Here is a 25,922-nt window from a genome sequence, read left to right on the forward strand (position 1 = left end):
CCTAGAACCCCAGCATGCGCTGGGCTTCGCCGATGTCCGGCGTGGCCCAGCGGCGGGAGTATTCGTCATTGCTGCACAGCGACCGGGAAAGCATCCGGTCCACGTACACGGTGCCGTCAAGGTGGTCCGTTTCATGCTGGACTATCCGTGCCTGCCAGCCGGTGAAGCGTTCCATGCGCTGCCGGGACTGCTGATCGGTGTAGTCCAGCACCACGGACCGTGGCCGGCGGACCACCCCCTGGTATCCCTCGAAGGAAAGGCAGCCTTCGAAGAACTCCGCCGTTTCCTCGCCGTCGGCCTCGTAGCGGGGATTGATGATGGAGAAGAAGGGCAGCGCGGACCGTTCACGGACGGCCGCGGACTCGGCTCCGACGTCGTAGGTGTCCTCCAGTACGGCGATCTGCAGCGGAATCCCCACCTGGGGTGCCGCCAGGCCGACGCCGGGCGCGGCATGCATGACCCGGCGCAGAAGCGCAATGAGGGCGTCGAGTTCGACGGCGTCCAGTTCGCCGTTGAACGGCAGCGCAGCGCGGCGGAGGGCGGGGTGCCCCAGTTGGACTATCGGCACGAGGTCCTGTTCGAGCATCGGCAGGACCAGGTCTCGCAGCAGGGCGGTGGAATCGGTGGGCACCGCTTTATCCTAGTGGCCGCTGCAGTGTTCCCGTGCCGCCGAAGGGCGTAACCTCGTCTGCACCATGACCGAGCAGCAGCCGTACACCGTCCTGGGACGGTATCCAGGGTTCGAGTTGCGCCATTACCCTGCGCACCTGCTGGCCCAGGTCACCGTGAACGCAGGCTTTCAGGGGGCGGGGAACACCGGCTTCAGGCACCTATACGCCTACATCACCGGGCAGAACTCGTCCCCGGGCGAAGGGGCACCGCACCTCGCCGGAACGGCCGGGATGCCGCTGGCCATGACGGCGCCGGTGCTGCTGGAACCGAGTCCGGTTCCGGGAGCCTTCATCGTTGCGTTCGTCCTGCCCGCCGCAGCCACGGCCGCCCCCGTGCCGGAGGACCCGGCCGTGAGCATTGTTCCCGTTCCCGGGCAGGCGGCCGCGGCCTTGTCGTTTTCCGGCCGGTGGAGCGAAGCGAACTACCAGAGCCATCGGGCGGCCCTTCTGGCGGCGGTGTCCGCAGCGGGGTTCACGGCTTTCGGGAATCCGCGCTTCGCGCGTTTCGATCCGCCCTTCCGGCCGTGGTTCCTGCGCCGCAACGAAGTGGTTCAGGACGTGGAGGAACCGGGGGACTGACGCGGCAGCGGCACGATGCCGGGCTGCGGGTCGCTGGCCAGCCGCGCATGGGTTGCCACGTCGAAGCGGACGTCGCCGTACCTCAGCTTCCCCCGCTCGATACCCTCGGAGCGGAAGCCTGCCCGCAGCGCCACCCGGCAGGATGCAGGGTTGTTGGTCCGGTGTCCCAGCTCGAGGCGGAACAGGCCGGCGTCGCTGAAAGCCCAGGCGGCAGCGGATGCGACACCGCGGGCGGCCAGGGACAGTCCCCGCGCAGACGGTGCAATCCAGTAGGAAATCCAGGCCGTCTGGTGCCGCGGATCGATGGCGCTGATTCCGATATTGCCCACGGCCACGCCGTCCACATCGACCGCGAAGCTGCGGCGCCGCTCCAATCCGGTGAGGCTGGCCTCGAGGTACTCTGCAGCCTGCCGGGCGTCGTCGAGCCGACGGCCCAGCTGGTATTCAAGGGAGGGATCGGCGGTGAAGGCGGCATGGAGGTCCGGCGCATCGGCGGCCGTCCAGGGACGCAGCAGGGGAGAGGCGGGCATGGGGACGTTATGCGGCGGGCGGGACGAATCCCAGCGGCAGCAGGTCACGTGCGGCAATGCTGACCGGGCCGTCCGGCGTCGGCAGGATCACGCGGATCTCCGGATAGTAGTCGGCAAGAACCTGCCGGTCCCGGCCGCACGGACTTTGCACGCCGGGGCCGTGGTTGCCGACGGCGACGATGACACTGGGATCACCGGTCCCGGCCGCACGGGCTGCGCCCAGAGCAACAAGTTCGGCGCAGGGACCGACGGTGAAGTGGTACAGGTTCACACCCGCGTGCATCCCGCCGTCGGCCGTGCGGACCGCCGCGCCCATGGTATGGATGCCGTCTTCGCCGGGCCCGGCGTCAGTGGCGGCGTCTATCGTTCTGCGGGCCAGGTCCACGAGTTTCCGGTCCGCCGCGGTAAGCGGACGTGCTGAGGCTGGAAGATGGGTGCTCATGCGGGAGAGTCTACGGGGGAGCGTGACGCGTTAAAGACAAACAGCCGGGGACCGCCGTAGGGCGGAACCCGGCTGTGCGGCTCGGGGAGAGACTAGCCCTCGCAGTCCACGCAGTAGGCCTCGCCGTTCTTTTCGCGGGCAATCTGTGAGCGGTGACGTACGAGGAAGCAGGACATGCAGGTGAACTCGTCGGCCTGCGGGGGAACCACCTTGATGAGGAGTTCCTCGCCGGACAGATCCGCACCCGGAAGGTCAAAACCGTCAATGGCGTCTGACTCTTCGACATCGATGACTGCAGTCATCGCTCCGCCACGCTGCTGAGCTTTCAGACCCTCCAGGGAGTCTGTGTGCTGGTCTTCTTCCTTGACGCGCGGGGCATCGTAATCGGTAGCCATTTTCTTGTGCTTATCTCCTGATTGTGGGGGGGTGAAGCGTAGATCATATAGGGCAACGAAAGTCGCTGCACCAAACCGTACAGGCGTGGCGGACCACGGATGACGAAATACGGCGGGAAAGTGATCAACATCCCGTCGTGATTTTGTATTCCCGCCGGCGGTCCGGTGCGGGGACGGCTGCCGGAGGGCGGCGTACCGGGGCAGGGCAGTGCCGAACGGCGGGTTATGTCAACCTTTGCCCCTGCGGTGCGATGCGTTATGTCAACTGCAAAGGAACCGGCCCGGGCGCCGGCGCAGGCGGGAAACCGTGCAACCAGGTCCGTCGTTTTTCCGGCAGGGCAGGAGCAGACTGACCGGTTATGTAAAGCCGCACGAACGGCGGCCGCTGGTCACCGGGGGACGTTATGTCAACTGAAACGCCAGGGTGCATCCGCGGATGGGAGGCCCCGAAATGGTCCGACCAGGTCGGCCGTTTTCGGGACCTGTGGCCCCTCAGGCAGCTTTTGACCCTCAAGGCAGCAGCCTCAGGCTTACTGGATGTTCCCGGCGCCGGCGAAACGTGAAAAAAGAGCCAAAAACGGGGGACCAGCGGACATTCGGGGCTGGATGGACGCTTCGGGCATATCTGTGGTTTCTGCCACTTCCGGCACCCTTATATAAACGCCGATAATCCACATTATGTCAACTAGCGTTGAGAAGGGGGTCCCCCGGCACACCTGGGCGGACAGGATTTCCCCCGATATGGTGCTGGAGTTACTTCCGTGGTTCACCTCATCAGATCCAGCCCGTTCCGGAGCTGCTGCGCCGGCTCTTCCAGCTGACGTCCGCCAGATACGCGCAGTGCTCCCGCGGGTGACAACTACATGACCCGGGGTCAGAGGACTCGTATCGATGAAGGCGGCGATCACGTCATTCTCGTAGACCATGTTCGCTCCGGCCGGACCCGCCGCTGGCGACGTCGCAGAAAATACAGGTGTCCCCGAAAGCTTCCAAGCGACGACAATCTCGGGCACCGGGAGACCGCACCCCTGCCTGCCACTCACCTGCGGCGGCAAGCGTCGTCGCCGGGTTTTCCGGTGTCAAACGGAAGAAGGAATTCCTCCCCGCTGTCGATATCCATCGCGCCCGTTCGACGTCATAGTAGAAGGCGCATCAGCCTCATCTACGAAACAAGGACCCTGTTTCCGTCACGGCAACATCCCCAGGCATCCCCCATCAGCCACGCAACGCTCGACAACGAACCAAACAGCCTGAGCGTGGAACGTCTGCCGCTCCCCCACCACAACCTGCTCCCGGTCCGGGACCACTACCTCGCTCTCTTTGAGCGGTGGCTAGCCAGTAAGCTCGACGGCATTGATGACCCAGAGGTTCGGCGTCCTATCGAGTCATTCGCCCGCTGGCACCACCTGCGACGCATCCGGAGCCTCTCCACAGATGGAAAACTCACCCGCGGCCCCGTGCGCAACGCGAAACAGGAAATCAGCGAAACCATCAGATTCCTTACCTGGCTCAACCTCACCTACGGGCGGAGCGCCGCATCATGCGTCCAGGCCGACGCGGACGCATGGCTCGCTTGTGTATTCACGAGCAGGACTTGGTGCAGCAGGACTTGGTGCTATCAGCACTGCGACATGCCGGAGGCCGGCATTTCCGGCCGACGGAAAACGGCAGGTGAACAGCCCAGCGGGGGAACCTAAAGCCCGGCCCCTGTCCATTTGATATGCCGAATAGGGATCTGGGAGTAGTTCTGACGGGTACTCACATCCGAATTGACTTCTACTTGCTGCTCGTATTGAACAGGCAATTGGCTGCAACCCGAGTTCCGGATAGTGTTCGATTTCCCGGCCAGCTGGCCGGGGAATTGGATATCCAATTGGGGGAGAATTACATGGTAAATTTATTGTCCAAATCGGCATTCGCTAAAAGTCGGGGCCGTTTCACTGACGCTTTGCCTGCTGGCCCCTGCTGCAGCCAATGCGAATGAATACAGCACCGCAGACCATAAATCACCCGACGCCACGGTGTCCGTTATACAGGCTGCAGTGGAAGCAGCGGGCCAGGATGATGCCGCGCCGGTCCTTCCCGATTCCGAGACAACTGAAATCATCAGCTCAAGTGTTGAAGAAGGCAGCGTGGAGGTCTCTCGGGACGGCGAGGAGGCTGAGGCCGTCCTTGACGGCGGGTCCGACGGTATCGAGCTAACTTTGGGGCTGCCGACCCCCGAGTATGCCGAAGACGCCGAAGTCCAGGACGACGGAACGGCCATTTACATGGATCCGGAAGGGATTGTCGATGTGGGTGTGCAGACCCTCGACGACGGATCAGTACGCGTCCTCACCGTAATCAACGACGAGATCGCGCCCGGGAGGTACGACTATCAGATCGACGTTGAGGACGGCGTTGTTCTGGAGCTGACTCCGGAAGGTGCGGTTGCTCTGAAGGGAGCTGACGGCTCCTCGCAAGGGATGATTCTGCCGGCTTGGGCAGAGGACGCTGCCGGGAACCCGGTGGAGACGCATTACGAAATGGCCGGGAATACGGTCACCCAGATTGTTGACCACAACGCCCCCGGGGTTGTTTATCCGGTGGTTGCCGATCCCAAGGTGTATTACGCCTGGTGGCAGCTCTTCAAGTGGTCCGAATGGCGTTGGAGCAGCGCCTACCGCTCAAACCAGCTGTCCATGCAACTCTCCGCGTGGGGCCGTCATGATGTGATCTTTGCTGCCGGTCAGTTCGTCTCCTCGGGGTGGAACCTTCTGAAGCAGAAGCATCCGTCGTGGATTTTCACTTCTTCAATGCGCCAGCAGTGGGAATGCCACGTCCTGGGAGGCATTGCGGAGTGGGGGACTTTTGATTTGGAAATCAACCGGCCCTCGCTGCCTAACTGGCGTAAACGAATTGGAATGCGTCCGCTATCGGCAACCTGCAACTGGTAGCTGTAGGATCAGCTCATGGTAAAACGCCGGCAGACTAAGGGTCCTTGGTTAGCTGCCGGCGTGCCATGGATTTTTGGTCTCTATTTGGTGTATGTCGTCTCGGCGCAATACACCGGCCTGGGATTGCTTGATTCGTACGCGGCATTCCAGGGAGGGTCACATCTGGGTAATACCGTCTGGCTTGTTTTGTGGACCGGAATAACCTTTATCTCCTGCTGGTTCCTGGCCATAAAGGCAGGGTCAGCACGCGGGCGGTCGAAAGCAATTTCCTTCATTTTGTATGCGTATTCGATTCCCGCGGTGCTGCTCTTCATGCCGGACGCTGCGATGGGATTCGCAGTTTCGCATGTCCGGGCGTTTACGGACGGTTCGGCACCGCACTCGGTGATGGTCGATTTACTTGTACTCAGCGGTGTGGGCGCTGCGCTGCTGGCCTTGGTTCTGCCGCACGTATTGAGGCTGAAGGGTCGGCGGCAGCCCAGGACATAAGGCCAGACGAAGCGTCCGGCACTGAGGCCGCGCGAGTCGTACGGGCTCAGGGAGAAACGGCCGCAGCACAAGAATCGTCTCGCTCGTTTCCTCGGTCCGTCGGGGTAGTTTCCATACTGATGGCCGCGTCGGCGGCACTTTTGATTCAGGGAACGTTCGTGGACCGGCTCAAAAGCTGTCACACCTCGCCGGTACTTCAGCATGAAGGCGGCGATCACGTCATTCTCGTAGACCATGTTCGCGCCGGCCCCGCCGTTGGCGATGTCGCACAAAAAACAGGTATCCCCGGAACCTTCCATACGACGACGGCCTCGGGCACCGGAGTCCGCCACTCCCCTGCCTGCCGCTCGCCTGCCGCTCGCCTGCGGCGGCGAACGGCGTCGCCGGGTTTTCCTGTGTCAACGGCAGGAAAATTGTTCCCCGCTGTCGATATCCATCGCGCCCGTTCGACGTCATAGTAGAAGGCGCATCAGCACCTTCTACGGAACAAGCAGCAGGGAGAGTGCCATGAAGTACATGTTCATCATGCGGGCCACGGAGGAAGCCGTGCAGGCTTCCAAGGACATCCCGTTTGAGCAGATCATCAACCAGATGGGCGCCTACAACGAGTCCATGATCAATGCCGGAGTCATGCTCGGCGGCGAAGGCCTCGCAGACCTTTCCGAGGGCAGCGGCCTGGTGGTGGATTTCTCCGAGGATCCGCCGCTGGTCACCGACGGCCCCTACGGCGAAACCCACGAGCTCTTCAACGGGTTCTGGATTGTGCAGGTAGGTTCCCGCGAGGAGGCCGCGGAATGGGCCAGCCGCGCACCCCTGGGCCCAGGATCGAAACTCGAGGTCCGCCGTGTGACCGAAGCCTCCGACTTCGCCGACTTTGCGGACAACGAATACATCCAGAAGGAAGAGCTGTGGCGGCAGGAAGAGGAGAACCTGAACGCGGGCAACAAATAGCCGTGGATCAGGCAGCAGTTCCGGGACGTCTCGACGCGCTATGGCGCATCGAAGGCGCCCGGATTGTTGCCGCCCTGGCCCGGGTGACCGGTGACGTCGGCCTGGCCGAGGATGCCGCGCAGGACGCCGTTGCCGAGGCGCTGGCCGCATGGAGCAGGACGGGCATTCCCCGTAACCCCGGTGCGTGGATCACCGCCGTGGCCAAACGCCGGGCCATCGACAGGTGGCGGCGGACCGAGCTGCTGCAGGACCGTTATCAGGAGCTGGCACGCGGGGCTCAGGACGAGGCAGCCCCGGAGTGGAACCCGCTGCCGGATGACGTGCTCCGGCTGCTCTTCACGGCCTGCCATCCGGTGCTCTCCACGGAGGCCCAGGTTGCATTGACGCTGCGGGTAGTGGGGTCGCTGCGCACCGATGAAATTGCCCGGCTGTTCCTGGTTCCCGCCGCCACAGTGCAGCAGCGCATTGTCCGGGCCCGGAAAACGCTGGCGGCGGCGCGGGTGCCCTTTGAACCGCCGGAGCCCAATGAGTGGACGCCGCGGCTGCGAGGCGTCCTGCATGTCATCTACCTGATGTTCACCGAGGGGTACGCGGCGACCAGCGGCGAGAGCTGGACCCGGCCGGACCTGGCGGCCGAAGCGCTGCGGATCGGAAGGATCCTCGCCGGGCTGGTGCCCCGGGTCCCGGAGGCACACGCCCTGGTCGCGCTGATGGAGTTCTCCGCCTCCCGCTTCGCCGCCCGCACCGGTCCCGGCGGCGCTCCCGTCCTGCTGGCGGACCAGGACCGGACCCGCTGGGACCGGGCGCAGATCGAGCGGGGACGGGAGCGTCTGGCCCGCGCCGACGCATTGTCGAAGGAACTCGGCCGGGCACGCGGCAGCTACGCCCTGCAGGCCGCCATTGCCCAGTGCCACGCCACGGCGGTCCGCGCCGACGCCACGGACTGGCCGCGGATCGTCCTGCTGTACGAAGCCTTGGGCCGGCTCTCCCCCGGCCCCGTGGTGGAACTGAACCGGGCCGTGGCGGTGTCCATGGCCACGGGACCGGAAGCTGCGCTTGCCGTCGTGAACCGGCTCGCGGACGAGGGCGCGCTGCGCGGCTCCCACCTGCTGCCCAGCGTGCGGGCCGAGCTGCTGGCCCGGCTCGGCCGGACAGGAGAGGCACGCGCGGAGTTCAGTGCAGCAGCCGCCCTGGCCCGGAACCTCCGCGAACGGGAGGTTCTGGAGCGCCGCGCGGCTGGCCTCTGAGTTGCCGGCTGCGCCGTACCGGTTGGTAGAGTCCGGACAACGCAGCACCAACACTTCCCACCCGAAGGACCGCCTTGACCGCTTCCGAGCAGCCATTTCCAGCCGACCCGATGACGGACCCGAACTGGTGGCGGCAGGCCGCGGTGTACCAGATCTATCCGCGCAGCTTCTCGGACGCCAACGGCGACGGTCTCGGTGACCTGCCCGGAGTCACGGCCAAGGTGCCGTATCTGGCGCAGCTGGGCGTCGACGCGGTCTGGCTGAGCCCCTTTTACCCCTCGGCGCTCGCCGACGGCGGGTACGACGTCGACGACTACCGGAACGTCGATCCGCGGCTGGGCAGCCTGGACGACTTTGATGACATGGCCGCGGCGCTGCACGCCGCCGGCATCAAGCTGATCGTGGACATCGTCCCGAACCACTCCTCCAACCGGCACGCCTGGTTCCGGGAAGCACTGGCCTCGCCCAGGGGATCCGCGGCCCGCAGCCGGTACATCTTCCGCGACGGAACAGGCCCGGACGGGAACCTCCCGCCGTCGGACTGGCAGTCCGTCTTCGGCGGCAGCGCCTGGGAACAGGTGCCGGACGGTCAGTGGTACCTGCACCTGTTCGCCCCGGAACAACCGGACTTCAACTGGGAGAACCCCGAGGTCCGCGGGGAGTTCCTCACGACGCTGCGTTTCTGGTCCGACCGCGGCGTGGACGGCTTCCGGATCGATGTGGCCCATGCCCTCGCCAAGGACCTCGCGGAACCGCTGGCGGCCGCCGGTGAGCTGACCGCGGAGGGTGAGGGGACCGACGGCACCCACCCCTTCTGGGACCGCGACGAGGTCCACGCCATCTTCGCCGAGTGGCGGAAGCTGTTCAACGAATACGACCCTCCGCGCGCCGCCGTGGCCGAGGCCTGGGTGCATGCCTCCCGCCGGGGCCGTTACGCCAGCCCGGAAGGCCTGGGCCAGGCCTTCAACTTCGACCTGCTGCAGGCAGATTTCGACGCCGCACGGTTCCGGGAAGTCATCACCGCCAACCTGGAGCAGGCGGCCGCAACCGGCGCATCCTCCACCTGGGTGCTGTCCAACCACGACGTCGTCCGGCACGCCACGCGCTACGGCCTGCCGCCCGCTCCCGCGGGCAGCAGAAAAGGACAGGACGGGAAAGCCTGGGTGCTCTCCAGCGGCACCGATCCGGAACTGGACCGCGGTCTGGGCCTGCGCCGGGCGCGGGCCGCAACACTCCTGATGCTGGCACTGCCCGGCTCCGCCTACCTGTACCAGGGCGAGGAGCTGGGCCTGCACGAAGTGGCGGAGATCCCCGACGCGGACCGGCAGGATCCCACGTTCCACCGCAGCCCCGGGGTGGACAAGGGCCGTGACGGGTGCCGCGTGCCGCTGCCCTGGACCACCGACGGCCCGTCCTTCGGCTTCGGCCCTGGGCAGGCCCATCTCCCCCAGCCGGAGGAGTTCGCGGCTGCTGCGGTGTCGGGCCAGGAACACGACGGCGCTTCGACCCTGAATTTCTACCGGCAGGCCTTGGCGCTCCGCGGCAAGCAGCAGACGGCGGAGGAACTCCAGTGGCTGGACAGCCCGTCCACCGTGCTGCACTTCCGGCGCCCGGGCGGATGGCAGAGCATCACGAACTTCGGCACCGAGGCCGTCCCGCTGCCCGCGGGATCCGTGCTCCACAGCAGCGACGCCCTCGACGGCGGCCTGCTGCCGCCCGATACCACCGCCTGGCTGGCCTAACTTGGCTGGCCTAGTCCTTAAGGAAGCTGTGGCGCCCCGGTCCCTGTTGCCGGGGACCGCCGGGTGGCTACCGTGGTGGGGACGGCATCTCTGTGTGCCGGCCAAGCTCCTGTACTGAGTCCCCGCCCTACGGAGGTTCCGCCATGGATCCGATCCCCGGTATCAACGTTGCCGTTCCGCCCAGCGGCCCGGGCTGCGTGGAATGTACCCAGCACCAGGGGTGGTGGTACCACCTGCGCCGATGCGCCGAGTGCGGGCACATCGGCTGCTGCGACAGCTCGCCGGGACAGCATGCCACCCTCCACGAACAGCAGACCGGGCACCCCGTCATCCGGAGCTTCGAGCCCGGAGAGGACTGGTTCTGGAACTACGCGGACTCCTCGGTCTTCGCCGGACCGGAGCTGGCCCCGCCGGCACACCATCCGGACAGCCAGTCCGTTCCCGGCCCCGCCGAGCGGGTGCCGGCGGGCTGGCAGAAGCTCCTGCACTGAGATGCCGCCGGCGAAGCTGACAGGTCTACACTGTAAACATGACTAGAACCTACATTGTGACCGGATCAGCTTCGGGCATCGGAGCAGCCACCGCCGCCATCCTGAAGGAGCGCGGCAACACCGTCATCGGCGTTGACCTGCGCAACGCCGACGTCGAGGCGGACCTCAGCAAGCCCGAGGGCCGCTCCGCCGCCGTCGCCAAGGCCGTGGAACTCGCCGGCGGAAACGTCGACGCCGTTATCGCGTGCGCCGGCATCTCCGCACCCGCTCCCATCACGGTTGCCGTGAACTTCTTCGGCGTCACGGACTTCCTGACCGAACTGGCACCGACCCTGGCCAAGAGCAGCGCCCCCCGCGCCGCCGTCGTCAGCTCCATGGCCAGCCTGCAGCCCAACTCCCCCGAACTCGTCGAAGCCATGCTGGCGGGCAACGAGGAGGAAGCCCTGCGGATCGGCCAGGCGCTCGCCGACAACGGCCCGCAGACCGGCTACCTGAACTACCCGTCCAGCAAGCGGGCACTGAGCCGCTGGGTCCGCCGCGAAAGCATCACCCCCGCCTTTGCCGGCGCCGGAATTCCGCTGAACGCGGTGGCCCCGGGCACCGTGGTCTCCGCCATGACGCGCGACCTGCTGTCCACCCCCGAAGGCCGGGCCATGGTGGACGCCAACGTGCCCATGCCGCTGAACGGCCACTCGGATCCGGAAGTTATTGCCCGCCTCCTGGTCTGGCTGACCTCCGAAGAGAACACCCACACCACGGGGCAGACCATCTACACCGACGGCGGCGCCGACGCCACGCTGCGCGGCGACGACATCTGGTCCTAACCGGCCCCACCGCCCCGAACCGCTGGCGCCGGTGAGGACTACCTCCCGGCGCCGGCGGCGGACCCTACACAGAACACCGGGCGCAGTGGAAGCCCCTGGCACCGGTGCCCCCACCCTGCCGGCCCGTGAAACCCATGAACACCGCGTTGCTACAGTTATGGTGACGCACGATCACGACGTCCTTCACCACTGCGACCGCGTTGTCGAGATGGTGGACGGACGCCTCGCCAGCTAGCCTCAGCACGAACAGGAGGGCCACAGGGTGCCCCGAATCACTGCCCCCACGGTGGCCGAACACCGGGCGGCACAGCAGCGGGCGCTGCTGGACGCGGCACGTACCCTCCTGGCCCGGACCGGTGAGGCCCCCAGCATGGCCGAGGTGGCTGCGCTGGCGGGCCTCGCCCGTCCGAGTGCCTACCAGTACTACAAATCCCGCCAGGACCTCCTCCACGCCCTGGTGCTGGACGTTTTTCCCCGCTGGACCCAGCGGGTCCGGGAAGCAATGGATGCCGAGCCGGAACCGGCGGACCGCATCATGGCCTACGTGCTGACCAACATTGCCCTGGTCGCGGAGGGTGAGCACGCGGTCGGCAACGCCCTCGCCGCCGTCGCCCCCGGTGAGGAGCTCAACAACCAGAGCGCCATGATGCACCGGCAGCTGCAGACCCCCCTGGTGGAGACGCTGACACAGCTGGGCGCACCGGACCCGCAGGTGACGGCCGAACTCATCAATGCGATTGTCCACTCATCCACCCGCCTGCTGGAATCCGGCGCCGCCCGGGAAACGGTGGAGGACAGGGTCCGCGGGCTCCTGGGCCCCTATGTCCGTGAAAACCGCACTACCCCCGTTCCGGAGAGCACGCCATGACAGACACCACCTCCCGAACTGACGCAGCCGTCCGGACCTGGCCCCGGGTCCTCGCCTTGGATCTGGTCCTCATCGTCGTCTTCGCCGCCCTCGGCCGGCAAAGCCACGAACACGGACTAACGCTGCCCGGCATCCTCGCCACGGCCTTGCCGTTCCTCCTGGCCTGCCTGCTCAGCTGGGCGGCCGTGCGCGCCTGGCGGCGTCCCGCGCAGCTCTGGCCTGCCGGCGTCGTCATCTGGCTCGGAACGGTGGCCGCCGGACTGGCCATCCGTGCCCTGGCCGGCGGCGGCACCGCCGTCAGCTTCCAGGTGGTCACCCTCGCGGTGCTCGGCGTTTTCCTCCTGGGCCAGCGCACTGTCTGGACCGCGGCTGCCCGCCGACGGCACCGGGCCATCCACTAGGCTCGAAGAGCACCAGTAAAGACCACCGCAGGAAAGGCCCCGCCATGATCACAGCTTTTGTACTTATCCAGACCGATGCCGCCAGGATCCCGGAATGCGCCGAGGAGATTTCCGAGATCGAAGGCATCAGCGAGGTCTACTCCGTGACCGGTGACTGCGATCTGATCGCCATCGCACGGGTACAGCGCCACGAAGACCTTGCGGACGCTATTGCCAACCGCCTGTCCAAGGTGGAAGGCGTCGTCGGAACCACCACGCAGATTGCGTTCCGTGCCTACTCCCGGCATGACCTGGACGCCGCGTTCTCGCTCGGTTTCGACAGCTAGCTTCGATAGCCAGCAGAACCTGCGCTGCGGTCCCGGCGTGCCTACTGGGTAACGGCCACCCAGCGCTCCAGCGCCGCCTGGGCCGCCCCGCTGTCGATCGAGTCGCAGGCCCGGGCCAGGCCGCGGGCCAGCCGCTCGATCAGCGGACCTTCCGCCTCGCGGTCCAAGGCCACCAAGGCGGCCGCAGCGTTCAGCACGACGGCGTCCCGCACCGGTCCCTTGTCCCCGGCCAGCACGCTGCGCACCACGGCTGCGTTGGCCGCGGCGTCACCGCCCCGCAGGTCCTCCAGCGTTGCCCGGCTGATGCCGAGATCCAGGGGATCCACTACGGACTGCTCCACGGCCCCGTTACGGACTTCCCAGACGGTGGAGACACCGGTGGTGGTCATCTCGTCCAGTCCGTCATCGCCGCGGAACACCAGGGCACGGACGCCGCGCCGGGCAAGCACGCCGGCCATCAGCGGAGCCAGCCGCGCGTCCGCCACGCCGATAGCCGAAGCGCTGGGATTGGAGGGGTTGGTCAGGGGCCCCATGAAGTTGAAGGCGGTGGCCACACCCATCTCGCGGCGGGGCACGGCAGCGAACCGCATGGAGGGATGGAAGACCTGGGCGAAGCAGAAGGTGATTCCGGCCTCGACGGCCGCCTGCGCAACACGCTCCACGGACAGGTCCAGCCGGACCCCCAGCGCCTCAATCACATCGGCGGATCCGGACGCCGACGACGCCGCCCGGTTTCCGTGCTTGACGACCTTCGCTCCGGCACCGGCACAGACCAGCGCAGCCATGGAGGAAATGTTAACGGTGTTGTGGCGGTCGCCTCCCGTGCCCACAATGTCGAGGGTCTCCCCCGGTATGTCGATGGGCCGTGCATTGGCCACCATTGCTTCCACGAGCCCGGTCAGCTCGTCAACGGTCTCTCCCTTGGCACGCAGGGCCACCAGGAACCCCGCTATCTGGGAGTCCGTGGCATTGCCGGCCATGATGGTCGACATGGCCCACCGGGTCTGCTCCGTGGAGAGGTCCATGCCCCCGATCAGCGCAGTAATCAGGCTTGGCCAGGTGTCGCCGGAACTCGGAATCGTAGTCACACACCCTAGGTTATCTACGAATCGTAGAAAAAGCCGATTTCTTTCTGGAGGTCCATTTCCGCGCCAACACAGGGATCCGGGGCAGCGGGGCCTGCTTTGGACGCGCCGTAGGCCGCTATCTGTTGGAGAACTGGGCACTTTTACCGCCATAATGTCTATGTGACAACAGCGACCCATGCCCCCAGTACCCCGGCTCACCCCACGCTGAACCGCCCCAATATGGTTTCCGTAGGAACCGTGGTGTGGCTCTCCAGCGAACTGATGTTCTTTGCTGCTCTCTTCGCCATGTATTTCACCCTTCGCTCGACTTCGAGCGACCTGTGGGCCATGGAGACGGAGAAGCTGAACGTTCCGTTCGCTTTCGTGAACACGGTGATCCTTGTTTCCAGTTCCTTCACCTGCCAGGCAGGCGTCTTCGCCGCAGAACGTCTTCAGGCACGCCGCACCGGAGGGCTCCTGAAGCTTTCCCGCTGGGGCATGACTGAGTGGTTCCTGCTGACCTTCGTACTCGGAGCGATTTTCGTCTCCGTACAGGCCTACGAATACGCCATGCTCGTCTCCGAAGGCGTATCCCTCTCGTCGAACTCTTACGGTTCCGCGTTCTACCTGACCACCGGCTTCCACGGCTTGCACGTGACCGGCGGCCTGATCGCGTTCCTCTTCATCATCGGCCGTGCCTACGCCGCCAAGCGCTTCGGACACTTCGAAGCTACTTCGGCGATCGTAACCTCGTACTACTGGCACTTCGTTGATGTGGTCTGGATTGCCCTGTTCGTCATCATTTACTTCCTCAAGTAACACTGCTTGAGGACCCGCACCCCCACGAAATACTTCAAAGTGGCACCAGTTTCCCAAAGACCACATAAGTTAGGAACTACGAAGTGAAGGCACTATCGCAAAGGCGGCGTCATCCCCTCGCAGCAGTCGCGCTGCTGCTGCTGGGACTCCTCGTTACGGGTGGTCTCTATGCCGTAGCCAACGGAGCCAACCAGGCCCAGGCAGCTACCACCACGTACACTGCCGAAGACGTCAGCGAGGGCGAGAAGCTCTTCGTCGCCAACTGTGCAACGTGCCACGGCATTGAGGCCTCCGGCACCGAAAACGGCCCGTCGCTGGTGGGCGTCGGCGCAGCCTCGGTCGACTTCCAGGTAGGCACCGGCCGCATGCCGATGGCCATGCAGGGCCCCCAGGCCCAGGAAAAGCCGGTCCAGTTCGACGAGGAGCAGACCGAGGAGCTGGCGGCCTACGTTTCCAGCCTCGGCGCCGGCCCGTCGGTCCCGGACTCGGAATACCTTGAGTCGGACACGCATGACGAAGAGGCGTCCGCGAACGGCGGCGAGCTGTTCCGCGTGAACTGCGCCATGTGCCACAACGCAGCAGCTGCCGGCGGTGCACTGACCCGCGGCAAGTTCGCTCCGAGCCTGGACGGCGTCAGCGAAAAGCACATCTACGAGGCCATGGTCACGGGCCCGCAGAACATGCCTGTCTTCAATGACACCAACATCTCCCCCGAGGAGAAGCAGGACATCATCACGTTCCTGAAGGACATCGAAACCAGCGGCTCCCCCGGTGGAGCCCAGCTGGGCTCACTGGGTCCGGTATCCGAGGGTCTGTTCATCTGGACCGCCGGTCTTGGAATCATCATCGCTTTCACCATTTGGTTGACCGCCCGGTCTTCCTAACCACAGCCGCGCTCACCTCCACGGGTGACATCACAGTTACATATAGGTCTATAAATGCAGTTTTCACAGAAGGATGAGGGGGATCATGGGCGACCATAGTCACGGCAGTCCGAACACCTCGGGCACCGTCGCTACGGCTGGCCAGGGAGATGAGGAGAAGTTCCAGAATCCGGGACTTCCCCCGCACCGCCCTCGTCTAGCCGACACACATCCCCGCGCCGAAAAGCGCGCGGAGCGGCAGGTCGCGAGCCTGTTCATCGTGTCGATCATCGGCACGATCGTATTTTTCATCGGGTACTTCAGCATCCACCTGGACGATGCCAGCATCGCGGAACTGCGGCTGCAGAACATCCTCCTGGGACTCGGCACCGCCTTCGCCATGCTCGGCATCGGCGTCGGCATTGTCCACTGGGCGAAGACGCTTATGCCGGACCACGAGGTCACGGAAGAGCGCCACGAGATCCGTCCCGAAGAGGACCGCGTCATCGCGGAGAAGATCGTTGGGGACATCATTGAGGAAACGGGCATCAAGCGCCGTCCCCTGATCCGCAACACCCTCCTCGGCGCCATGGTGCTGGCACCGCTGCCTGCCATCGCCGTGTTCCGCGACCTGGGCCCCCTTCCGGGCGACACCCTCCGCCACACGATGTGGAAAACGGGTACGCGGCTGGTCCGCGATCCCAGCGGTACCGCCATCAAGGCCTCGGATGTCACTCTCGGTTCGGCCTTCCATGTCATCCCGGACGGCCTGAACGATCTCCCCGAGCACAAGCTCGAGGAAAAGGCCAAGGCCGTAGTCCTGCTGATGCGTCTGAACCCCGAGGATCTGAACCCCTCCCCCGGACGCGAAGACTGGGCCGTGGACGGCATTGTCGCTTACTCCAAGATCTGCACCCACGTCGGCTGCCCGGTTGCCCTTTACGAGCAGCAGACGCACCACCTGCTGTGCCCGTGCCACCAGTCGACCTTCGACGTGACGCAGGAATGCAAGGTCATCTTCGGCCCGGCCGGCCATGCGCTGCCGCAGCTGCCGATCGAGGTCGACGCCGAGGGTTACCTCATCGCCAAGGATGACTTCCAAGAACCTGTCGGACCGAGCTACTGGGAGCGTGGCTAATCATGAGTGTTCCCTCTGCCACCCCTTACGAGGCGAAAACCCGTCTGGGCCGCATCACCAACTTCGTTGACTCCCGGGTCAGCGGTTCGGCCATGGTCAAGGAGTTCGGCCGCAAGGTCTTCCCCGACCACTGGTCCTTCATGTTCGGTGAAGTTGCACTGTATTGCTTCGTCATCCTCCTGATGACCGGAACGTTCCTGACGTTCTTCTTCGATCCGTCCATGGCGGAAACGCATTACGACGGCAGCTACGTTCCGCTGCGCGGCGTCGAAATGTCCGTCGCCTACGAGTCCTCCCTGAACATCTCCTTCGATGTCCGCGGCGGCCTCTTCATGCGCCAGGTACACCACTGGTCGGCACTGCTCTTCGTAGCAGCCGTCTCGGTGCATATGCTCCGCGTGTTCTTCACCGGCGCCTTCCGCAAGCCGCGCGAACTCAACTGGGTGGTGGGCGGCGTCCTGCTGATCCTGTCCCTGGCTGCCGGCTTCACCGGTTACTCCCTCCCCGATGACCTGCTCTCCGGCAACGGCCTGCGCATCATCGACGGCGTTATCAAGTCAGTCCCGGTGGTTGGCACCTACATCAGCTTCTTCCTGTTCGGTGGTGAATTCCCCGGAACCGCGATTATCGGCCGTCTGTACATGCTGCATATCCTCCTGGTTCCGGCGCTGATCCTCCTGATGATCGCCATCCACCTGTTCATGGTGGTTATCCACAAGCACACGCAGTTCCGCGGACCCGGCCGGACCAACAACAACGTTGTCGGTTACCCGGTCGGCCCGGTCTACGCAGCCAAGGCCGGTGGCTTCTTCTTCATCGTCTTCGGCGTTATTGCGATCATTGCGGGCTTCTTCACGATCAACCCGATCTGGAACTACGGTCCCTACGATCCCTCGCCCGTGTCCGCCGGTACCCAGCCTGACTGGTACATCGGCTGGGTGGACGGCGCCCTGCGCCTGATGCCGGGCTTCATCGGCGCGTTCCCGCTGGAATGGGTCATCCCGTTCCCGTGGGGTGACAACACGCTCTCGCTGAACGTCCTGCTGCCCGCCCTGGGCCCGGCCGGCCTCGTCTTCACGCTGCTCTTCGCCTGGCCGTGGATCGAAGCCTGGCTGACCAAGGACAAGCGCGCGCACAACCTCCTGGACCGTCCGCGCAACGCCCCGTACCGCACCGCCGTCGGCGTTGCAGGCATCACGTTCTACTGCGTGATGTGGGCAGCCGCCAGCTCCGACCTCATCGCCACGCACTTCCATGTGTCGCTGAACGATGTCACGTACTGGCTGCGGGTGCTGTTCTTCGTCGGTCCGATCCTGGGCTTCATCATTGCCCGCCGCATCGCCCTGGCGCTGCAGCGCAAGGACCGCGAGATTGTCCTGCACGGTGTCGAGAGCGGACGCATTGTCCGTCTCCCGCACGGTGAGTACATCGAGGTCCACGAGCCGCTGGACGAGTACAAGCGCTACCGCCTGGTGGACTTCGACTCGTACAAGGCGCTGCCGGCCCAGCCGGACGCCAACGGCAAGGTCTCCCGCAAGGAGAAGCGCCGTGCGAAGCTCTCCCGCTTCTTCTTCGAGGACCGCGTCGCCCCGGTGACGCCCTCGGAACTCGAGAACGCACACCACCACGAGTCGCCTGCCGAGGTTGAGGCCAAGGCCGACGACTCCGCATCGATCGAACAGCGCTAGCCGCTAGGCAACGCAGAAAGAGGGCCCGACCGGATCATCCGGTCGGGCCCTCTTTTTTGTACCGGCTAGGCCAGCGTGAACGGCCGCTTGGCCGGAAGCGGGTAGCGCTGCTTCAGCGCGGCGGGCTCCGCTACGGGCGCCGAGCCGATCGTAATCTTGGTGAAGTCCAGCAGCGGATCACGCAGAACAACCTTCAGACCTGCCACGGCCTTGTTCACATCGGGAACCAGGCAGTAGATGTTCAGCTTCCGCGGAGCGAACTCCGTGTGGTCCACCTCCCCCAGTCCCCGCCAGAGGAAGTATGAGGAGATGGCCTGGGTCGCCTTGTGTTCGAGGTAGCGGTCCCGCTCCGTGCCGGCGGCCGTCTTGAGTGCATACTGGACAATCACCCAGTGCTGCTCCGCCGGCTCCATCTCCGCGTACCCCTCCTCCTCCGAGGAAACTGCAAAGGCGTGCAGCAGGTCCTCGGCGGCTTGGGGAGCCACGTCCTGCACCTTTGCGGAGCCCTCGTATCCAACCGGGCCGGACGTCAGCATCAGCTGTCCGTCGTCCTCGTCGTAGAGCGCCTCCCGGAAATGGAGCACCCCCGCGTCGTCGCGCTTGTACATCCGAATGGTGACCATAATGCTGTTCTTCTTCCTGCTGTGGGGTTTGGGCGAGGGGCTGCGGGCCCTGGTGGTGCTTTCAGGCGTGCGGGCGCCTGCGCGGGTGGTAGGAACGGGGAGTGCGGACTCCGGGCCGCTGGAGGGGCACCCAGAGCTTGTAGCGGTCCGCACGGTAGTAGGACACGGAGTAGTCCACCATCGCGCGTGAGACGTAGGCGTGGCGTTGGATCTTCAGCACCGGCGCGCCGAGCTCCACGTTGAGCAGGCGCGCGATGGAGGCGGAGGCCGCCGTCGCTTCGATGGTGTCCTCGCCCCACTCCATCACCAGCCCGTAGCGTTCGCTCAGGACGTTATACAACGACGTCGGCGCCTGCTCTTCGAGGATGCCCGGCACATAGTGCGCAGGAATGAAGTTTTCATCCACGCTCATCGGCTCGCCGTCGGCCAGCAGCTGCCTGCGGAAGCGGACCACCGGCTGGCCGGGTTCAATCTGCAGTTCACGGGCCACGAGCTGCGAGGCACCGATCTGCTCGAAGCTGAGGACGTGTGCGTCCGGAACCATCCCGCGGCGGTGCATTTCCTCCGAATAGGAGGTCAGCTGCACCTGCAGGTCCATTTTGGGGCGGGCAACGAAGGTGCCGAGCCCGACGACGCGTTCCAGGACACCGTCGGCCACCAGTGCGTCCACGGCCTGGCGGATGGTCATGCGGGCTACGGCAAAGTGTTCCGAAAGTTCACGTTCGGAGGGGATGATCTCCCCCGCTCCGGCATGGGTCTCCACGAACCGGCGGAGAATGCCCTGCAGCTGAATATGCTTGGCAACGCCCGCGGCGGGGTCAATGCCCTCGGTGATCAGCCGCAGCCGGTGATTGCTCACAGGCGGTGTCCCGGACGGACACACGGACCGTAAATACGCATGCTTCGACTCCGCCCCTTCGGCTGGGAAAACTGCTGCCGTCTAAGAATACCGGCATAGCTACTGGCTCCCCTCCCCCGGCTGCCCGGTGGGCCACTCACGAAAAAGGGAAGGACCCGCAGTTTCCTGCGGACCCTTCCCTTGTATGTTCTTATCCAGCCCTAGTGGGCGTGGTTACCGCGGCTGTATTCGAAGACCCAGCCAACGAGTGCGATGACGGCCAGGCCGGCACCGATGTACAGGATCCACCAGCCCACTGCCATGCCCAGGAAGCCAATGGCTGCCGAGGCACCCAGCAGCAGCGGCCACCAGCTCCACGGGCTGAAGAAGCCCTGCTCGCCGGAGCCTTCGTGGATCTCGGCGTCAAGCCGGTCCTCGGGCCGGGGCCCGATGCGCTTGCCGGTGAAGCCGATGTAGTAGGCGATCATGCCGGACATACCGCCGGTAAGGAACAGCGCCAGGTAACCGACGGGCTCCGTCCACTCCACCATGTAGCCGTAGACAACACCGACGACGATGAAGAACGGCGTCATGTAAGCGAAGAGTTTAGTCTCAACCTTCATTAGACTTTTTCCTTCCGGTCGCCGGGGCCGAATACCTTGGCTGCGGCGGAATCGTCAGTGACGTGCTGCTGCAGCTCAGGGTGGTGCAGGTCAAGTGCCGGACGCTCGGAACGGATCCGCGGCAGCGAGGTGAAGTTGTGGCGCGGCGGCGGGCAGGAGGTTGCCCACTCGAGCGAGCCACCGAAGCCCCAGGGGTCATCCACTTCAACCTTCTTGCCGTGGCGCCAGGTGATGTACACGTTCCAGAAGAACGGGATCATCGAGGCACCCAGGACGAAGGAGGCGATGGTGGAGAACTGGTTCATCGCGGTGAAGTTGTCTTCCACCAGGTAGTCGGCGTAGCGGCGCGGCATACCGAGCACGCCCAGCCAGTGCTGGATCAGGAAGGTGCCGTGGAAACCGAAGAACAGGAGCCAGAAGTGGATCTTGCCCAGGCGTTCGTTGAGCATCTTGCCGGTCCACTTGGGCCACCAGAAGTAGAAGCCGGCGAACATGGCGAACACGACGGTGCCGAAGATGACGTAGTGGAAGTGGGCAACCACGAAGTACGTATCCGAGACGTGGAAGTCCAGCGGCGGGGAGGACAGGATGATGCCGGTCAGGCCGCCGAAGAGGAACGTAATGAGGAAGCCGATGCTCCACAGCATGGGGGTCTCGAACGTAATGGACCCCCGCCACATGGTGCCGATCCAGTTGAAGAACTTCACGCCCGTAGGCACCGCAATCAACATGGTCATAAAGGCGAAGAACGGCAGCATAACGGCGCCGGTCACGTACATGTGGTGAGCCCAGACCGTCACGGACAGTGCAGCAATGGCGATGGTCGCGTACACCAGGCCCTTGTAGCCGAAGATCGGCTTGCGGCTGAAGACCGGGAAGATCTCGGACACGATGCCGAAGAACGGCAGGGCGATGATGTAGACCTCGGGGTGGCCGAAGAACCAGAAGAGGTGCTGCCACAGGATGGCACCGCCGCGCTCCGGATCAAAGATGTGCGCGCCGAAGCGCCGGTCGGCGCCGAGGGCGAAGAGTGCTGCTGCCAGGGGCGGGAACGCCATCAGGACCAGGATTGCCGTCACCAGGGTGTTCCAGGTGAAGATCGGCATCCGCCACATGGTCATGCCGGGGGCACGCATGCAGATGATGGTGGTGATGAAGTTGACGGCACCGAGGATGGTACCGAAGCCGGACAGTGCCAGGCCGAAGACCCAGAGGTCACCGCCCACGCCCGGAGAGAACGTGGTGCTGGACAGCGGGGTGTAGGCAAACCAGCCGAAGGACGCAGCGCCCTGCGGGGTGATGAAGCCGGCGACGGCGATGGTGCTGCCGAAGAGGAAGAACCAGAAGGCCAGGGCGTTCAGCCGCGGGAAGGCAACATCCGGTGCGCCGATCTGCAGGGGCATGATGACGTTTGCGAAACCCGAGAACAGCGGGGTGGCGAACATTAGGAGCATCACGGTGCCGTGCATCGTGAACAGCTGGTTGTACTGGTCCTTGGTCTGCAGGATCTGCATACCGGGCTCAAACAGCTCCGCGCGGATGACCAGGGCCATCACGCCTGCGAGGCAGAAGAAAATAAATGAGGAGATCAGGTACATGTACCCGATCGTCTTGTGGTCAGTGGAGGTGATCCAACTGACAACGATTCGTCCCTTGGAGACGGGTACTACGCGGGGCGCGACCCTGGTGCCGGAATCTTCCGAAGTATATTCGAGAGTAGTCATGACGTCACCTACTTCCTAACTTCGCTAGATTCTGAGGTGTACTGGCGGTCGTATTCCCCGTCGACCTGACCGCTGGGCAGGGTCTCTACATAGTCGTTGTACTCGTCTTCCGTGACGACCTCGACGTTGAAGAGCATTTCGGAGTGGTATTCACCGCAGAGTTCGGCGCACTTACCGTCGAAGGTGCCGGTCTTGCCGGTTTCGAGGGTGATGATGTTGGTGCGGCCGGGGTAGATGTCCATCTTCTGCAGGAATGCAGGCACCCAGAAGGAGTGCTGGACGTCGCGGGTGTTCAGCTGCAGCTCGATGGTCTGGTCAACGGGGAGCACCAGGGTGGGGAACTCATCCGCTGAAACTTCGGTTCCATCGAGGTTAACCTGCGTGCCCTGGTAGTACTTGTCTTCGTTGACGTAGTTGAAGTCCCAGGACCACTGCTTGGCGCGCACGTCAATGATGACCCGGTCCGGGTCATCACTGGTTGCATTGATCGCCTTGATGTCCTGGTTGGTGAAGTAGAACAACACCAGAACCATGAACAGCGGAACGGCCGTGTAGAAGATTTCCAGCGGCAGGTTGTAGCTGAGCTGGCGGGGGTACCCGGTCTCGTTCTTGCGCCTGCGGTAGGCAACCATGCACCACAGGATCAAAGCCCAGGTGAGGATACCAACCGCCAGAGCGGCAATCCACGAGTTGACCCACAGGTCAATGATGCGGCCGGTGTGGTTAGTGGTGTCGCGGTCCGACGGCAACCAGCCCGTTTGAGCCTCTGATGAACACCCCGATAAAAACAACGCGCCGGCCGACGTTACGGCTGAGATCTTTAAGATCCTGGCGCGTCGGCTGCTGGTTCGGTCCTGCGAACTCACAGACGGCCCTTCCTCTTGTTGCGTGCAAGTGCTGTCCGTACCGGACACAAAAAAGTTCCCGGTTACGGACATTAGTTTTACTACTACGTGTAGAGCTTACCCGTACGCGCGGCGATCCAGTGACAGATCACCGCCGCGCCGGGCCATTAATGCTCCTATTACGGGGCCGCCGGAGCCACGGGTCCTAGTGGAAGGAATCTCCACAGGCACAGGAGCCGCCGGCATTGGGGTTGTCGATGGTGAACCCCTGCTTCGAGATGGTGTCTTCGAAGTCGATCGAAGCGCCCGACAGGTACGGAACGCTCATCTTGTCCACAATGACCTCGACGCCGTCGAAGTCGCGGACAGCGTCACCGTCCAGGACGCGCTCGTCGAAGTACAGCTGGTAGATGAGTCCGGAGCAGCCTCCGGGCTGCACAGCCACGCGGAGACGGAGGTCGGTGCGGCCTTCCTGCTCCAGCAGGCTGCGGACCTTCTGCGCGGCGACATCCGACAACAGCACTTCGTGTACGGGCAGTTCAGCCTCTGCTGCGGTGGTGATGTTTTCGCTGGTGGAAACGCTCATAGTTTCTCTCTTTCCTCAGCTGGTCTATCCGCGGGCAAGCCTTATGCGCCTGCCGCGGGCCGGGACCAGTGTCTCAATGGTACGTCTGCTGTCCCCCAACGATCTAACAGGTGCCGGGCAATGTTGATTCCCACCCGGCACCTGCCTGTGTCCTGCCTCCTAGCCGGCAACGGCCCCCAGGCGGGCCAGGAGCAGCGCTTCGGCCAGGATGGCGTTCCGGAAGTCGTTCAGGTCCAGTGACTCGTTGGCGCTGTGGGCACGCGAATCCGGATCCTCGACGCCGGTGATCAGTATCTGTGCCTGCGGGAACAGTTCCACGAGGTCCGAAATGAACGGGATGGAGCCGCCCATTCCGGACTCGACCGGCTGCACTCCCCATGCCCGTTCGAGGGCCCAGAGTGCGGTGCGGGCGGCACTGGCCGTGGTGTCGGTGGCGAAGGCATTGCCCTGCTCCCCCGGGGTGAAGGTGACCTTGGCACCGAACGGCGCGTGGGCCTGGACATGCGCCTGGACCGCTTCCATGGCCGCCTCGGGGCTCTGCCCGGGGGCCAACCGCAGGCTGAACTTGGCCCGGGCCTTGGGCTGGATGGTGTTGGAGGACATGGCAACCGTCGGTACGTCGATACCGATGATCGACAGCGCAGGCTTGGTCCAGAGCCGCGAGGCAATGGAGCCGGTTCCGGCGAGCCGGACGCCGTCGAGCAGGGACGAATCGGCACGGAAGTCGGCCTCGGGGTAATCCACGGCAGCATCATCGGTGGAGACGAGACCGGAGATGGCGACATCGCCGGCGTCGTCATGGAAGGTCGCAATCAGCCGGGCCAGCAGGGTGGGCGCATCCAGCACCGGTCCGCCGAACATGCCCGAGTGCACTGCGTGGTCCAGGACCTGGACCTCCACCGTGCCGTCCACCAGTCCGCGCAGGCTCGTGGTGAGTGCCGGGACACCCACCTTCCAGTTGCCCGAGTCGGCAACCACAATGACGTCGGCGCGGAGCAGGTCCTGGTAGGTCTCCAGGAAGGTGCGGAAGGTCGGCGAGCCGGCCTCTTCCTCCCCCTCGATGAACAGAGTGACGCCGACGCCGGACTCCTCCCCCAGCACATCCTCCAGCGCGCGCAGGGCACCAATGTGCGCCATGATGCCGGCCTTGTCGTCGGCGGCGCCGCGGCCGTAGAGCCGGCCGTTGCGTTCCTCGGCGGTGAACGGGTCGGACTCCCACAGGTCCGGGTCTCCGGGGGGCTGGACATCGTGGTGGGCGTACAGCAGGACCGTGGGCGCTCCGGCCCGCGCGGGCCGGCGGGCGACGACGGCGGGGCCGCCGGGGGTGCCGTTGTTATCCACGCGGAGGATCTGCACGTCCTCGATGCCGGCCTCGCGGACCAGGTCCGCGACGGCGGCGGCGCTGCGGTTGAGGTGCTCGGGATCAAAGGAGTCCCACGCGATGCCCGGAATGCTGACCAGGGACTTGAGCTGCTCCACGGTCCGCGGGAAATCACCGGCCACGCTGGAGCGGAGGGCGTCCTCGTGGATATCCGGGGATGAGGGATTGGCGTCTGGGGTGGGGTTGGAAGTCATAGCCAAAACCCTACAATCTTTCACGGTATCCTTGGGGTGTGTTCGGACGAAAGAAAGAAGCGCCCACCGCGCAGGAAACTGTGGACCAGGCAGCTGCCGCTGACCAGGCAGCCAACGTACGGGTGGGCAAGGGTGCCCCGACGCCCCGCCGCAAGGACCAGGTAGCCGCCCGCCGCCGCCCGCTGGTGCCCGATGACCGGAAGGCAGCCAAGGCCGCCAACCGCGAGGCACTCCGGGAAGAGCGGATGAAGACCCGCCGCGCCCTGGACACCGGCGAGGAACGCTACCTTCCCCTTCGGGACAAGGGCCCCAACCGCCGGTTCGTGCGTGACATCGTGGATGCCCGCTGGAACATCGGCGAGTTCATCATGATCGCCGCCCTCGTGTTCGTCCTGTTCAGCTTCATCCAGAACATTGATGTCCAGCTGATTGTGATGGCCGCGTTCTGGGTGCTTATCCTGCTGGTCATCGCGGACAGCTTTATGCTGCGCCGCCAGATCCGGAAGCGCCTGACCGCCAAGTTCGGCGCACCCAATCCGGGCGATGTCTGGTACGGGGTCAGCCGGTCCCTGCAGCTGCGGCGGTTCCGCCTCCCCAAGCCGCAGGTCCGCCACGGCCAGTACCCCTCCTGATTCTTTTCC

General features: G+C 64.7%; 29 protein-coding genes. 17 read left to right on the forward strand and 12 right to left on the reverse strand.

The genetic code is table 11. The features are described from left to right. Position 1 precedes the first annotated feature (1 nt). On the reverse strand, positions 2-631 hold the full coding sequence (locus N2K95_RS08760) for a peptide deformylase (protein WP_260651257.1): 630 nt from the start codon (positions 629-631) through the stop codon (positions 2-4). A gap of 64 nt (positions 632-695) precedes the next feature. On the opposite strand from N2K95_RS08760, the gene N2K95_RS08765 reads away from it, so the two are divergent. Next, complete coding sequence (locus N2K95_RS08765; protein WP_260651258.1) at positions 696-1,250, forward strand: SOUL family heme-binding protein; 555 nt, start codon at positions 696-698, stop codon at positions 1,248-1,250. Here the strand turns inward: N2K95_RS08765 and N2K95_RS08770 are convergent. The 3 genes from N2K95_RS08770 to N2K95_RS08780 form a co-directional block, all read right to left on the reverse strand. Next, positions 1,223-1,780 carry a GNAT family N-acetyltransferase gene (locus tag N2K95_RS08770; protein WP_260651259.1) on the reverse strand — a complete coding sequence of 186 codons (558 nt, stop codon included), beginning with the start codon at positions 1,778-1,780 and terminating at the stop codon, positions 1,223-1,225. The genes N2K95_RS08765 and N2K95_RS08770 overlap by 28 nt on opposite strands. Before the next feature lie 7 nt (positions 1,781-1,787). Then, the gene (locus N2K95_RS08775; RefSeq protein WP_260651260.1) at positions 1,788-2,222 is read right to left on the reverse strand and encodes a cytidine deaminase family protein; all 435 of its coding nucleotides are present in this window, start codon (positions 2,220-2,222) and stop codon (positions 1,788-1,790) included. A gap of 92 nt (positions 2,223-2,314) precedes the next feature. Further along, the gene (locus N2K95_RS08780; RefSeq protein WP_227911407.1) at positions 2,315-2,617 is read right to left on the reverse strand and encodes a DUF4193 domain-containing protein; all 303 of its coding nucleotides are present in this window, start codon (positions 2,615-2,617) and stop codon (positions 2,315-2,317) included. 2,042 nt (positions 2,618-4,659) lie between these two features. On the opposite strand from N2K95_RS08780, the gene N2K95_RS08785 reads away from it, so the two are divergent. The 11 genes from N2K95_RS08785 (at position 4,660) to N2K95_RS08835 (ending at position 12,892) form a co-directional block, all read left to right on the forward strand. Continuing rightward, a complete protein-coding gene (locus tag N2K95_RS08785; RefSeq protein ID WP_260651261.1) occupies positions 4,660-5,553 on the forward strand; it encodes a hypothetical protein in 894 nt (297 codons plus the stop codon). A gap of 15 nt (positions 5,554-5,568) precedes the next feature. Continuing rightward, the gene (locus N2K95_RS08790; RefSeq protein ID WP_260651262.1) at positions 5,569-6,042 is read left to right on the forward strand and encodes a hypothetical protein; all 474 of its coding nucleotides are present in this window, start codon (positions 5,569-5,571) and stop codon (positions 6,040-6,042) included. Between the two features lie 507 nt (positions 6,043-6,549). Further along, positions 6,550-6,993, forward strand: coding sequence for a YciI family protein (locus N2K95_RS08795; protein WP_260651263.1), 444 nt, complete (start codon positions 6,550-6,552; stop codon positions 6,991-6,993). Between the two features lie 2 nt (positions 6,994-6,995). Then, the gene (locus N2K95_RS08800) at positions 6,996-8,240 is read left to right on the forward strand and encodes an RNA polymerase sigma factor (protein WP_260651264.1); all 1,245 of its coding nucleotides are present in this window, start codon (positions 6,996-6,998) and stop codon (positions 8,238-8,240) included. 110 nt (positions 8,241-8,350) lie between these two features. Further along, positions 8,351-9,982, forward strand: a complete 1,632-nt coding sequence (locus tag N2K95_RS08805; RefSeq protein WP_260653770.1) for a glycoside hydrolase family 13 protein — start codon at positions 8,351-8,353, stop codon at positions 9,980-9,982. Positions 9,983-10,125: 143 nt separating this feature from the next. Then, positions 10,126-10,473 carry a UBP-type zinc finger domain-containing protein gene (locus N2K95_RS08810; protein WP_260651265.1) on the forward strand — a complete coding sequence of 116 codons (348 nt, stop codon included), beginning with the start codon at positions 10,126-10,128 and terminating at the stop codon, positions 10,471-10,473. A gap of 38 nt (positions 10,474-10,511) precedes the next feature. After that, positions 10,512-11,297, forward strand: coding sequence for an SDR family oxidoreductase (locus N2K95_RS08815; RefSeq protein WP_260651266.1), 786 nt, complete (start codon positions 10,512-10,514; stop codon positions 11,295-11,297). An 85-nt stretch (positions 11,298-11,382) separates the two neighbouring features. Next, entirely contained in the window at positions 11,383-11,532 is a 150-nt protein-coding gene (locus N2K95_RS08820) for a hypothetical protein (RefSeq protein ID WP_260651267.1), read from the forward strand. A 27-nt stretch (positions 11,533-11,559) separates the two neighbouring features. Next, positions 11,560-12,165: a TetR/AcrR family transcriptional regulator gene (locus N2K95_RS08825; protein ID WP_260651268.1), complete on the forward strand. Its 606-nt coding sequence runs from the start codon at positions 11,560-11,562 to the stop codon at positions 12,163-12,165. Next, complete coding sequence (locus N2K95_RS08830) at positions 12,162-12,566, forward strand: DUF3054 domain-containing protein (RefSeq protein ID WP_260651269.1); 405 nt, start codon at positions 12,162-12,164, stop codon at positions 12,564-12,566. The genes N2K95_RS08825 and N2K95_RS08830 overlap by 4 nt, the downstream gene beginning before the upstream one ends. A 44-nt stretch (positions 12,567-12,610) precedes the next feature. Then, positions 12,611-12,892, forward strand: a complete 282-nt coding sequence (locus N2K95_RS08835; RefSeq protein ID WP_255791996.1) for an Lrp/AsnC family transcriptional regulator — start codon at positions 12,611-12,613, stop codon at positions 12,890-12,892. A gap of 41 nt (positions 12,893-12,933) precedes the next feature. Here the strand turns inward: N2K95_RS08835 and trpD are convergent, their stop codons facing one another. Next, entirely contained in the window at positions 12,934-13,917 is a 984-nt protein-coding gene (trpD, locus tag N2K95_RS08840) for an anthranilate phosphoribosyltransferase (RefSeq protein WP_260653771.1), read from the reverse strand. 222 nt (positions 13,918-14,139) lie between these two features. On the opposite strand from trpD, the gene ctaE reads away from it, so the two are divergent. From ctaE to qcrB, 4 genes are all read left to right on the forward strand, one after another. Next, on the forward strand, positions 14,140-14,778 hold the full coding sequence (gene ctaE, locus N2K95_RS08845; protein WP_229948434.1) for an aa3-type cytochrome oxidase subunit III: 639 nt from the start codon (positions 14,140-14,142) through the stop codon (positions 14,776-14,778). An 83-nt stretch (positions 14,779-14,861) separates the two neighbouring features. Continuing rightward, positions 14,862-15,662, forward strand: a complete 801-nt coding sequence (qcrC, locus tag N2K95_RS08850; protein WP_260651270.1) for a cytochrome bc1 complex diheme cytochrome c subunit — start codon at positions 14,862-14,864, stop codon at positions 15,660-15,662. Between the two features lie 85 nt (positions 15,663-15,747). After that, the gene (gene qcrA, locus N2K95_RS08855) at positions 15,748-16,779 is read left to right on the forward strand and encodes a cytochrome bc1 complex Rieske iron-sulfur subunit (protein ID WP_260651271.1); all 1,032 of its coding nucleotides are present in this window, start codon (positions 15,748-15,750) and stop codon (positions 16,777-16,779) included. Positions 16,780-16,781: 2 nt separating this feature from the next. Beyond that, positions 16,782-18,467, forward strand: coding sequence for a cytochrome bc1 complex cytochrome b subunit (gene qcrB, locus N2K95_RS08860; protein ID WP_255791990.1), 1,686 nt, complete (start codon positions 16,782-16,784; stop codon positions 18,465-18,467). 65 nt (positions 18,468-18,532) lie between these two features. Here the strand turns inward: qcrB and N2K95_RS08865 are convergent, their stop codons facing one another. From N2K95_RS08865 to N2K95_RS08895, 7 genes are all read right to left on the reverse strand, one after another. Next, the gene (locus N2K95_RS08865; RefSeq protein WP_313771006.1) at positions 18,533-19,090 is read right to left on the reverse strand and encodes a hypothetical protein; all 558 of its coding nucleotides are present in this window, start codon (positions 19,088-19,090) and stop codon (positions 18,533-18,535) included. A gap of 61 nt (positions 19,091-19,151) precedes the next feature. Then, positions 19,152-19,934, reverse strand: a complete 783-nt coding sequence (locus N2K95_RS08870) for a GntR family transcriptional regulator (RefSeq protein WP_260653773.1) — start codon at positions 19,932-19,934, stop codon at positions 19,152-19,154. 215 nt (positions 19,935-20,149) lie between these two features. Next, positions 20,150-20,551 carry a cytochrome c oxidase subunit 4 gene (locus N2K95_RS08875; RefSeq protein ID WP_260651272.1) on the reverse strand — a complete coding sequence of 134 codons (402 nt, stop codon included), beginning with the start codon at positions 20,549-20,551 and terminating at the stop codon, positions 20,150-20,152. Then, positions 20,551-22,275, reverse strand: a complete 1,725-nt coding sequence (gene ctaD, locus N2K95_RS08880; protein ID WP_255791988.1) for an aa3-type cytochrome oxidase subunit I — start codon at positions 22,273-22,275, stop codon at positions 20,551-20,553. Before ctaD ends, N2K95_RS08875 begins: the two co-directional genes overlap by 1 nt. 8 nt (positions 22,276-22,283) lie before the next feature. Beyond that, the gene (gene ctaC / locus N2K95_RS08885) at positions 22,284-23,141 is read right to left on the reverse strand and encodes an aa3-type cytochrome oxidase subunit II (RefSeq protein WP_255791987.1); all 858 of its coding nucleotides are present in this window, start codon (positions 23,139-23,141) and stop codon (positions 22,284-22,286) included. 184 nt (positions 23,142-23,325) lie between these two features. After that, a complete protein-coding gene (locus N2K95_RS08890) occupies positions 23,326-23,706 on the reverse strand; it encodes a HesB/IscA family protein (protein WP_229948456.1) in 381 nt (126 codons plus the stop codon). Positions 23,707-23,865: 159 nt separating this feature from the next. Continuing rightward, positions 23,866-25,281 carry a dipeptidase gene (locus tag N2K95_RS08895; protein ID WP_260651273.1) on the reverse strand — a complete coding sequence of 472 codons (1,416 nt, stop codon included), beginning with the start codon at positions 25,279-25,281 and terminating at the stop codon, positions 23,866-23,868. Between the two features lie 38 nt (positions 25,282-25,319). Here N2K95_RS08895 and N2K95_RS08900 point away from each other — a divergent pair, with 38 nt between their 5' ends. After that, complete coding sequence (locus N2K95_RS08900; RefSeq protein ID WP_260651274.1) at positions 25,320-25,913, forward strand: DUF3043 domain-containing protein; 594 nt, start codon at positions 25,320-25,322, stop codon at positions 25,911-25,913. The last annotated feature ends 9 nt before the right edge of the window (positions 25,914-25,922 follow it).

This window comes from Arthrobacter zhaoxinii, from assembly GCF_025244925.1.
GTDB classification, from domain to species: Bacteria; Actinomycetota; Actinomycetes; order Actinomycetales; family Micrococcaceae; genus Arthrobacter_B; species Arthrobacter_B zhaoxinii.

Bases quoted from the DNA above. Each gene is read 5' to 3' on its own strand.
- N2K95_RS08795 (WP_260651263.1), top strand. From the start codon at position 6,550: ATGAAGTACATGTTCATCATGCGGGCCACGGAGGAAGCCGTGCAGGCT.
- N2K95_RS08875 (WP_260651272.1), bottom strand. From the start codon at position 20,551: ATGAAGGTTGAGACTAAACTCTTCGCTTACATGACGCCGTTCTTCATC.
- N2K95_RS08775 (WP_260651260.1), bottom strand. From the start codon at position 2,222: ATGAGCACCCATCTTCCAGCCTCAGCACGTCCGCTTACCGCGGCGGAC.
- N2K95_RS08865 (WP_313771006.1), bottom strand. From the start codon at position 19,090: ATGGTCACCATTCGGATGTACAAGCGCGACGACGCGGGGGTGCTCCAT.
- qcrB (WP_255791990.1), top strand. From the start codon at position 16,782: ATGAGTGTTCCCTCTGCCACCCCTTACGAGGCGAAAACCCGTCTGGGC.
- N2K95_RS08890 (WP_229948456.1), bottom strand. From the start codon at position 23,706: ATGAGCGTTTCCACCAGCGAAAACATCACCACCGCAGCAGAGGCTGAA.
- N2K95_RS08765 (WP_260651258.1), top strand. From the start codon at position 696: ATGACCGAGCAGCAGCCGTACACCGTCCTGGGACGGTATCCAGGGTTC.
- N2K95_RS08810 (WP_260651265.1), top strand. From the start codon at position 10,126: ATGGATCCGATCCCCGGTATCAACGTTGCCGTTCCGCCCAGCGGCCCG.
- trpD (WP_260653771.1), bottom strand. From the start codon at position 13,917: ATGGACCTCTCCACGGAGCAGACCCGGTGGGCCATGTCGACCATCATG.
- qcrA (WP_260651271.1), top strand. From the start codon at position 15,748: ATGGGCGACCATAGTCACGGCAGTCCGAACACCTCGGGCACCGTCGCT.
- N2K95_RS08780 (WP_227911407.1), bottom strand. From the start codon at position 2,617: ATGGCTACCGATTACGATGCCCCGCGCGTCAAGGAAGAAGACCAGCAC.
- N2K95_RS08895 (WP_260651273.1), bottom strand. From the start codon at position 25,281: ATGACTTCCAACCCCACCCCAGACGCCAATCCCTCATCCCCGGATATC.
- N2K95_RS08805 (WP_260653770.1), top strand. From the start codon at position 8,351: ATGACGGACCCGAACTGGTGGCGGCAGGCCGCGGTGTACCAGATCTAT.
- ctaD (WP_255791988.1), bottom strand. From the start codon at position 22,275: ATGACTACTCTCGAATATACTTCGGAAGATTCCGGCACCAGGGTCGCG.
- N2K95_RS08835 (WP_255791996.1), top strand. From the start codon at position 12,611: ATGATCACAGCTTTTGTACTTATCCAGACCGATGCCGCCAGGATCCCG.
- N2K95_RS08770 (WP_260651259.1), bottom strand. From the start codon at position 1,780: ATGCCCGCCTCTCCCCTGCTGCGTCCCTGGACGGCCGCCGATGCGCCG.
- N2K95_RS08790 (WP_260651262.1), top strand. From the start codon at position 5,569: ATGGTAAAACGCCGGCAGACTAAGGGTCCTTGGTTAGCTGCCGGCGTG.
- N2K95_RS08830 (WP_260651269.1), top strand. From the start codon at position 12,162: ATGACAGACACCACCTCCCGAACTGACGCAGCCGTCCGGACCTGGCCC.
- N2K95_RS08815 (WP_260651266.1), top strand. From the start codon at position 10,512: ATGACTAGAACCTACATTGTGACCGGATCAGCTTCGGGCATCGGAGCA.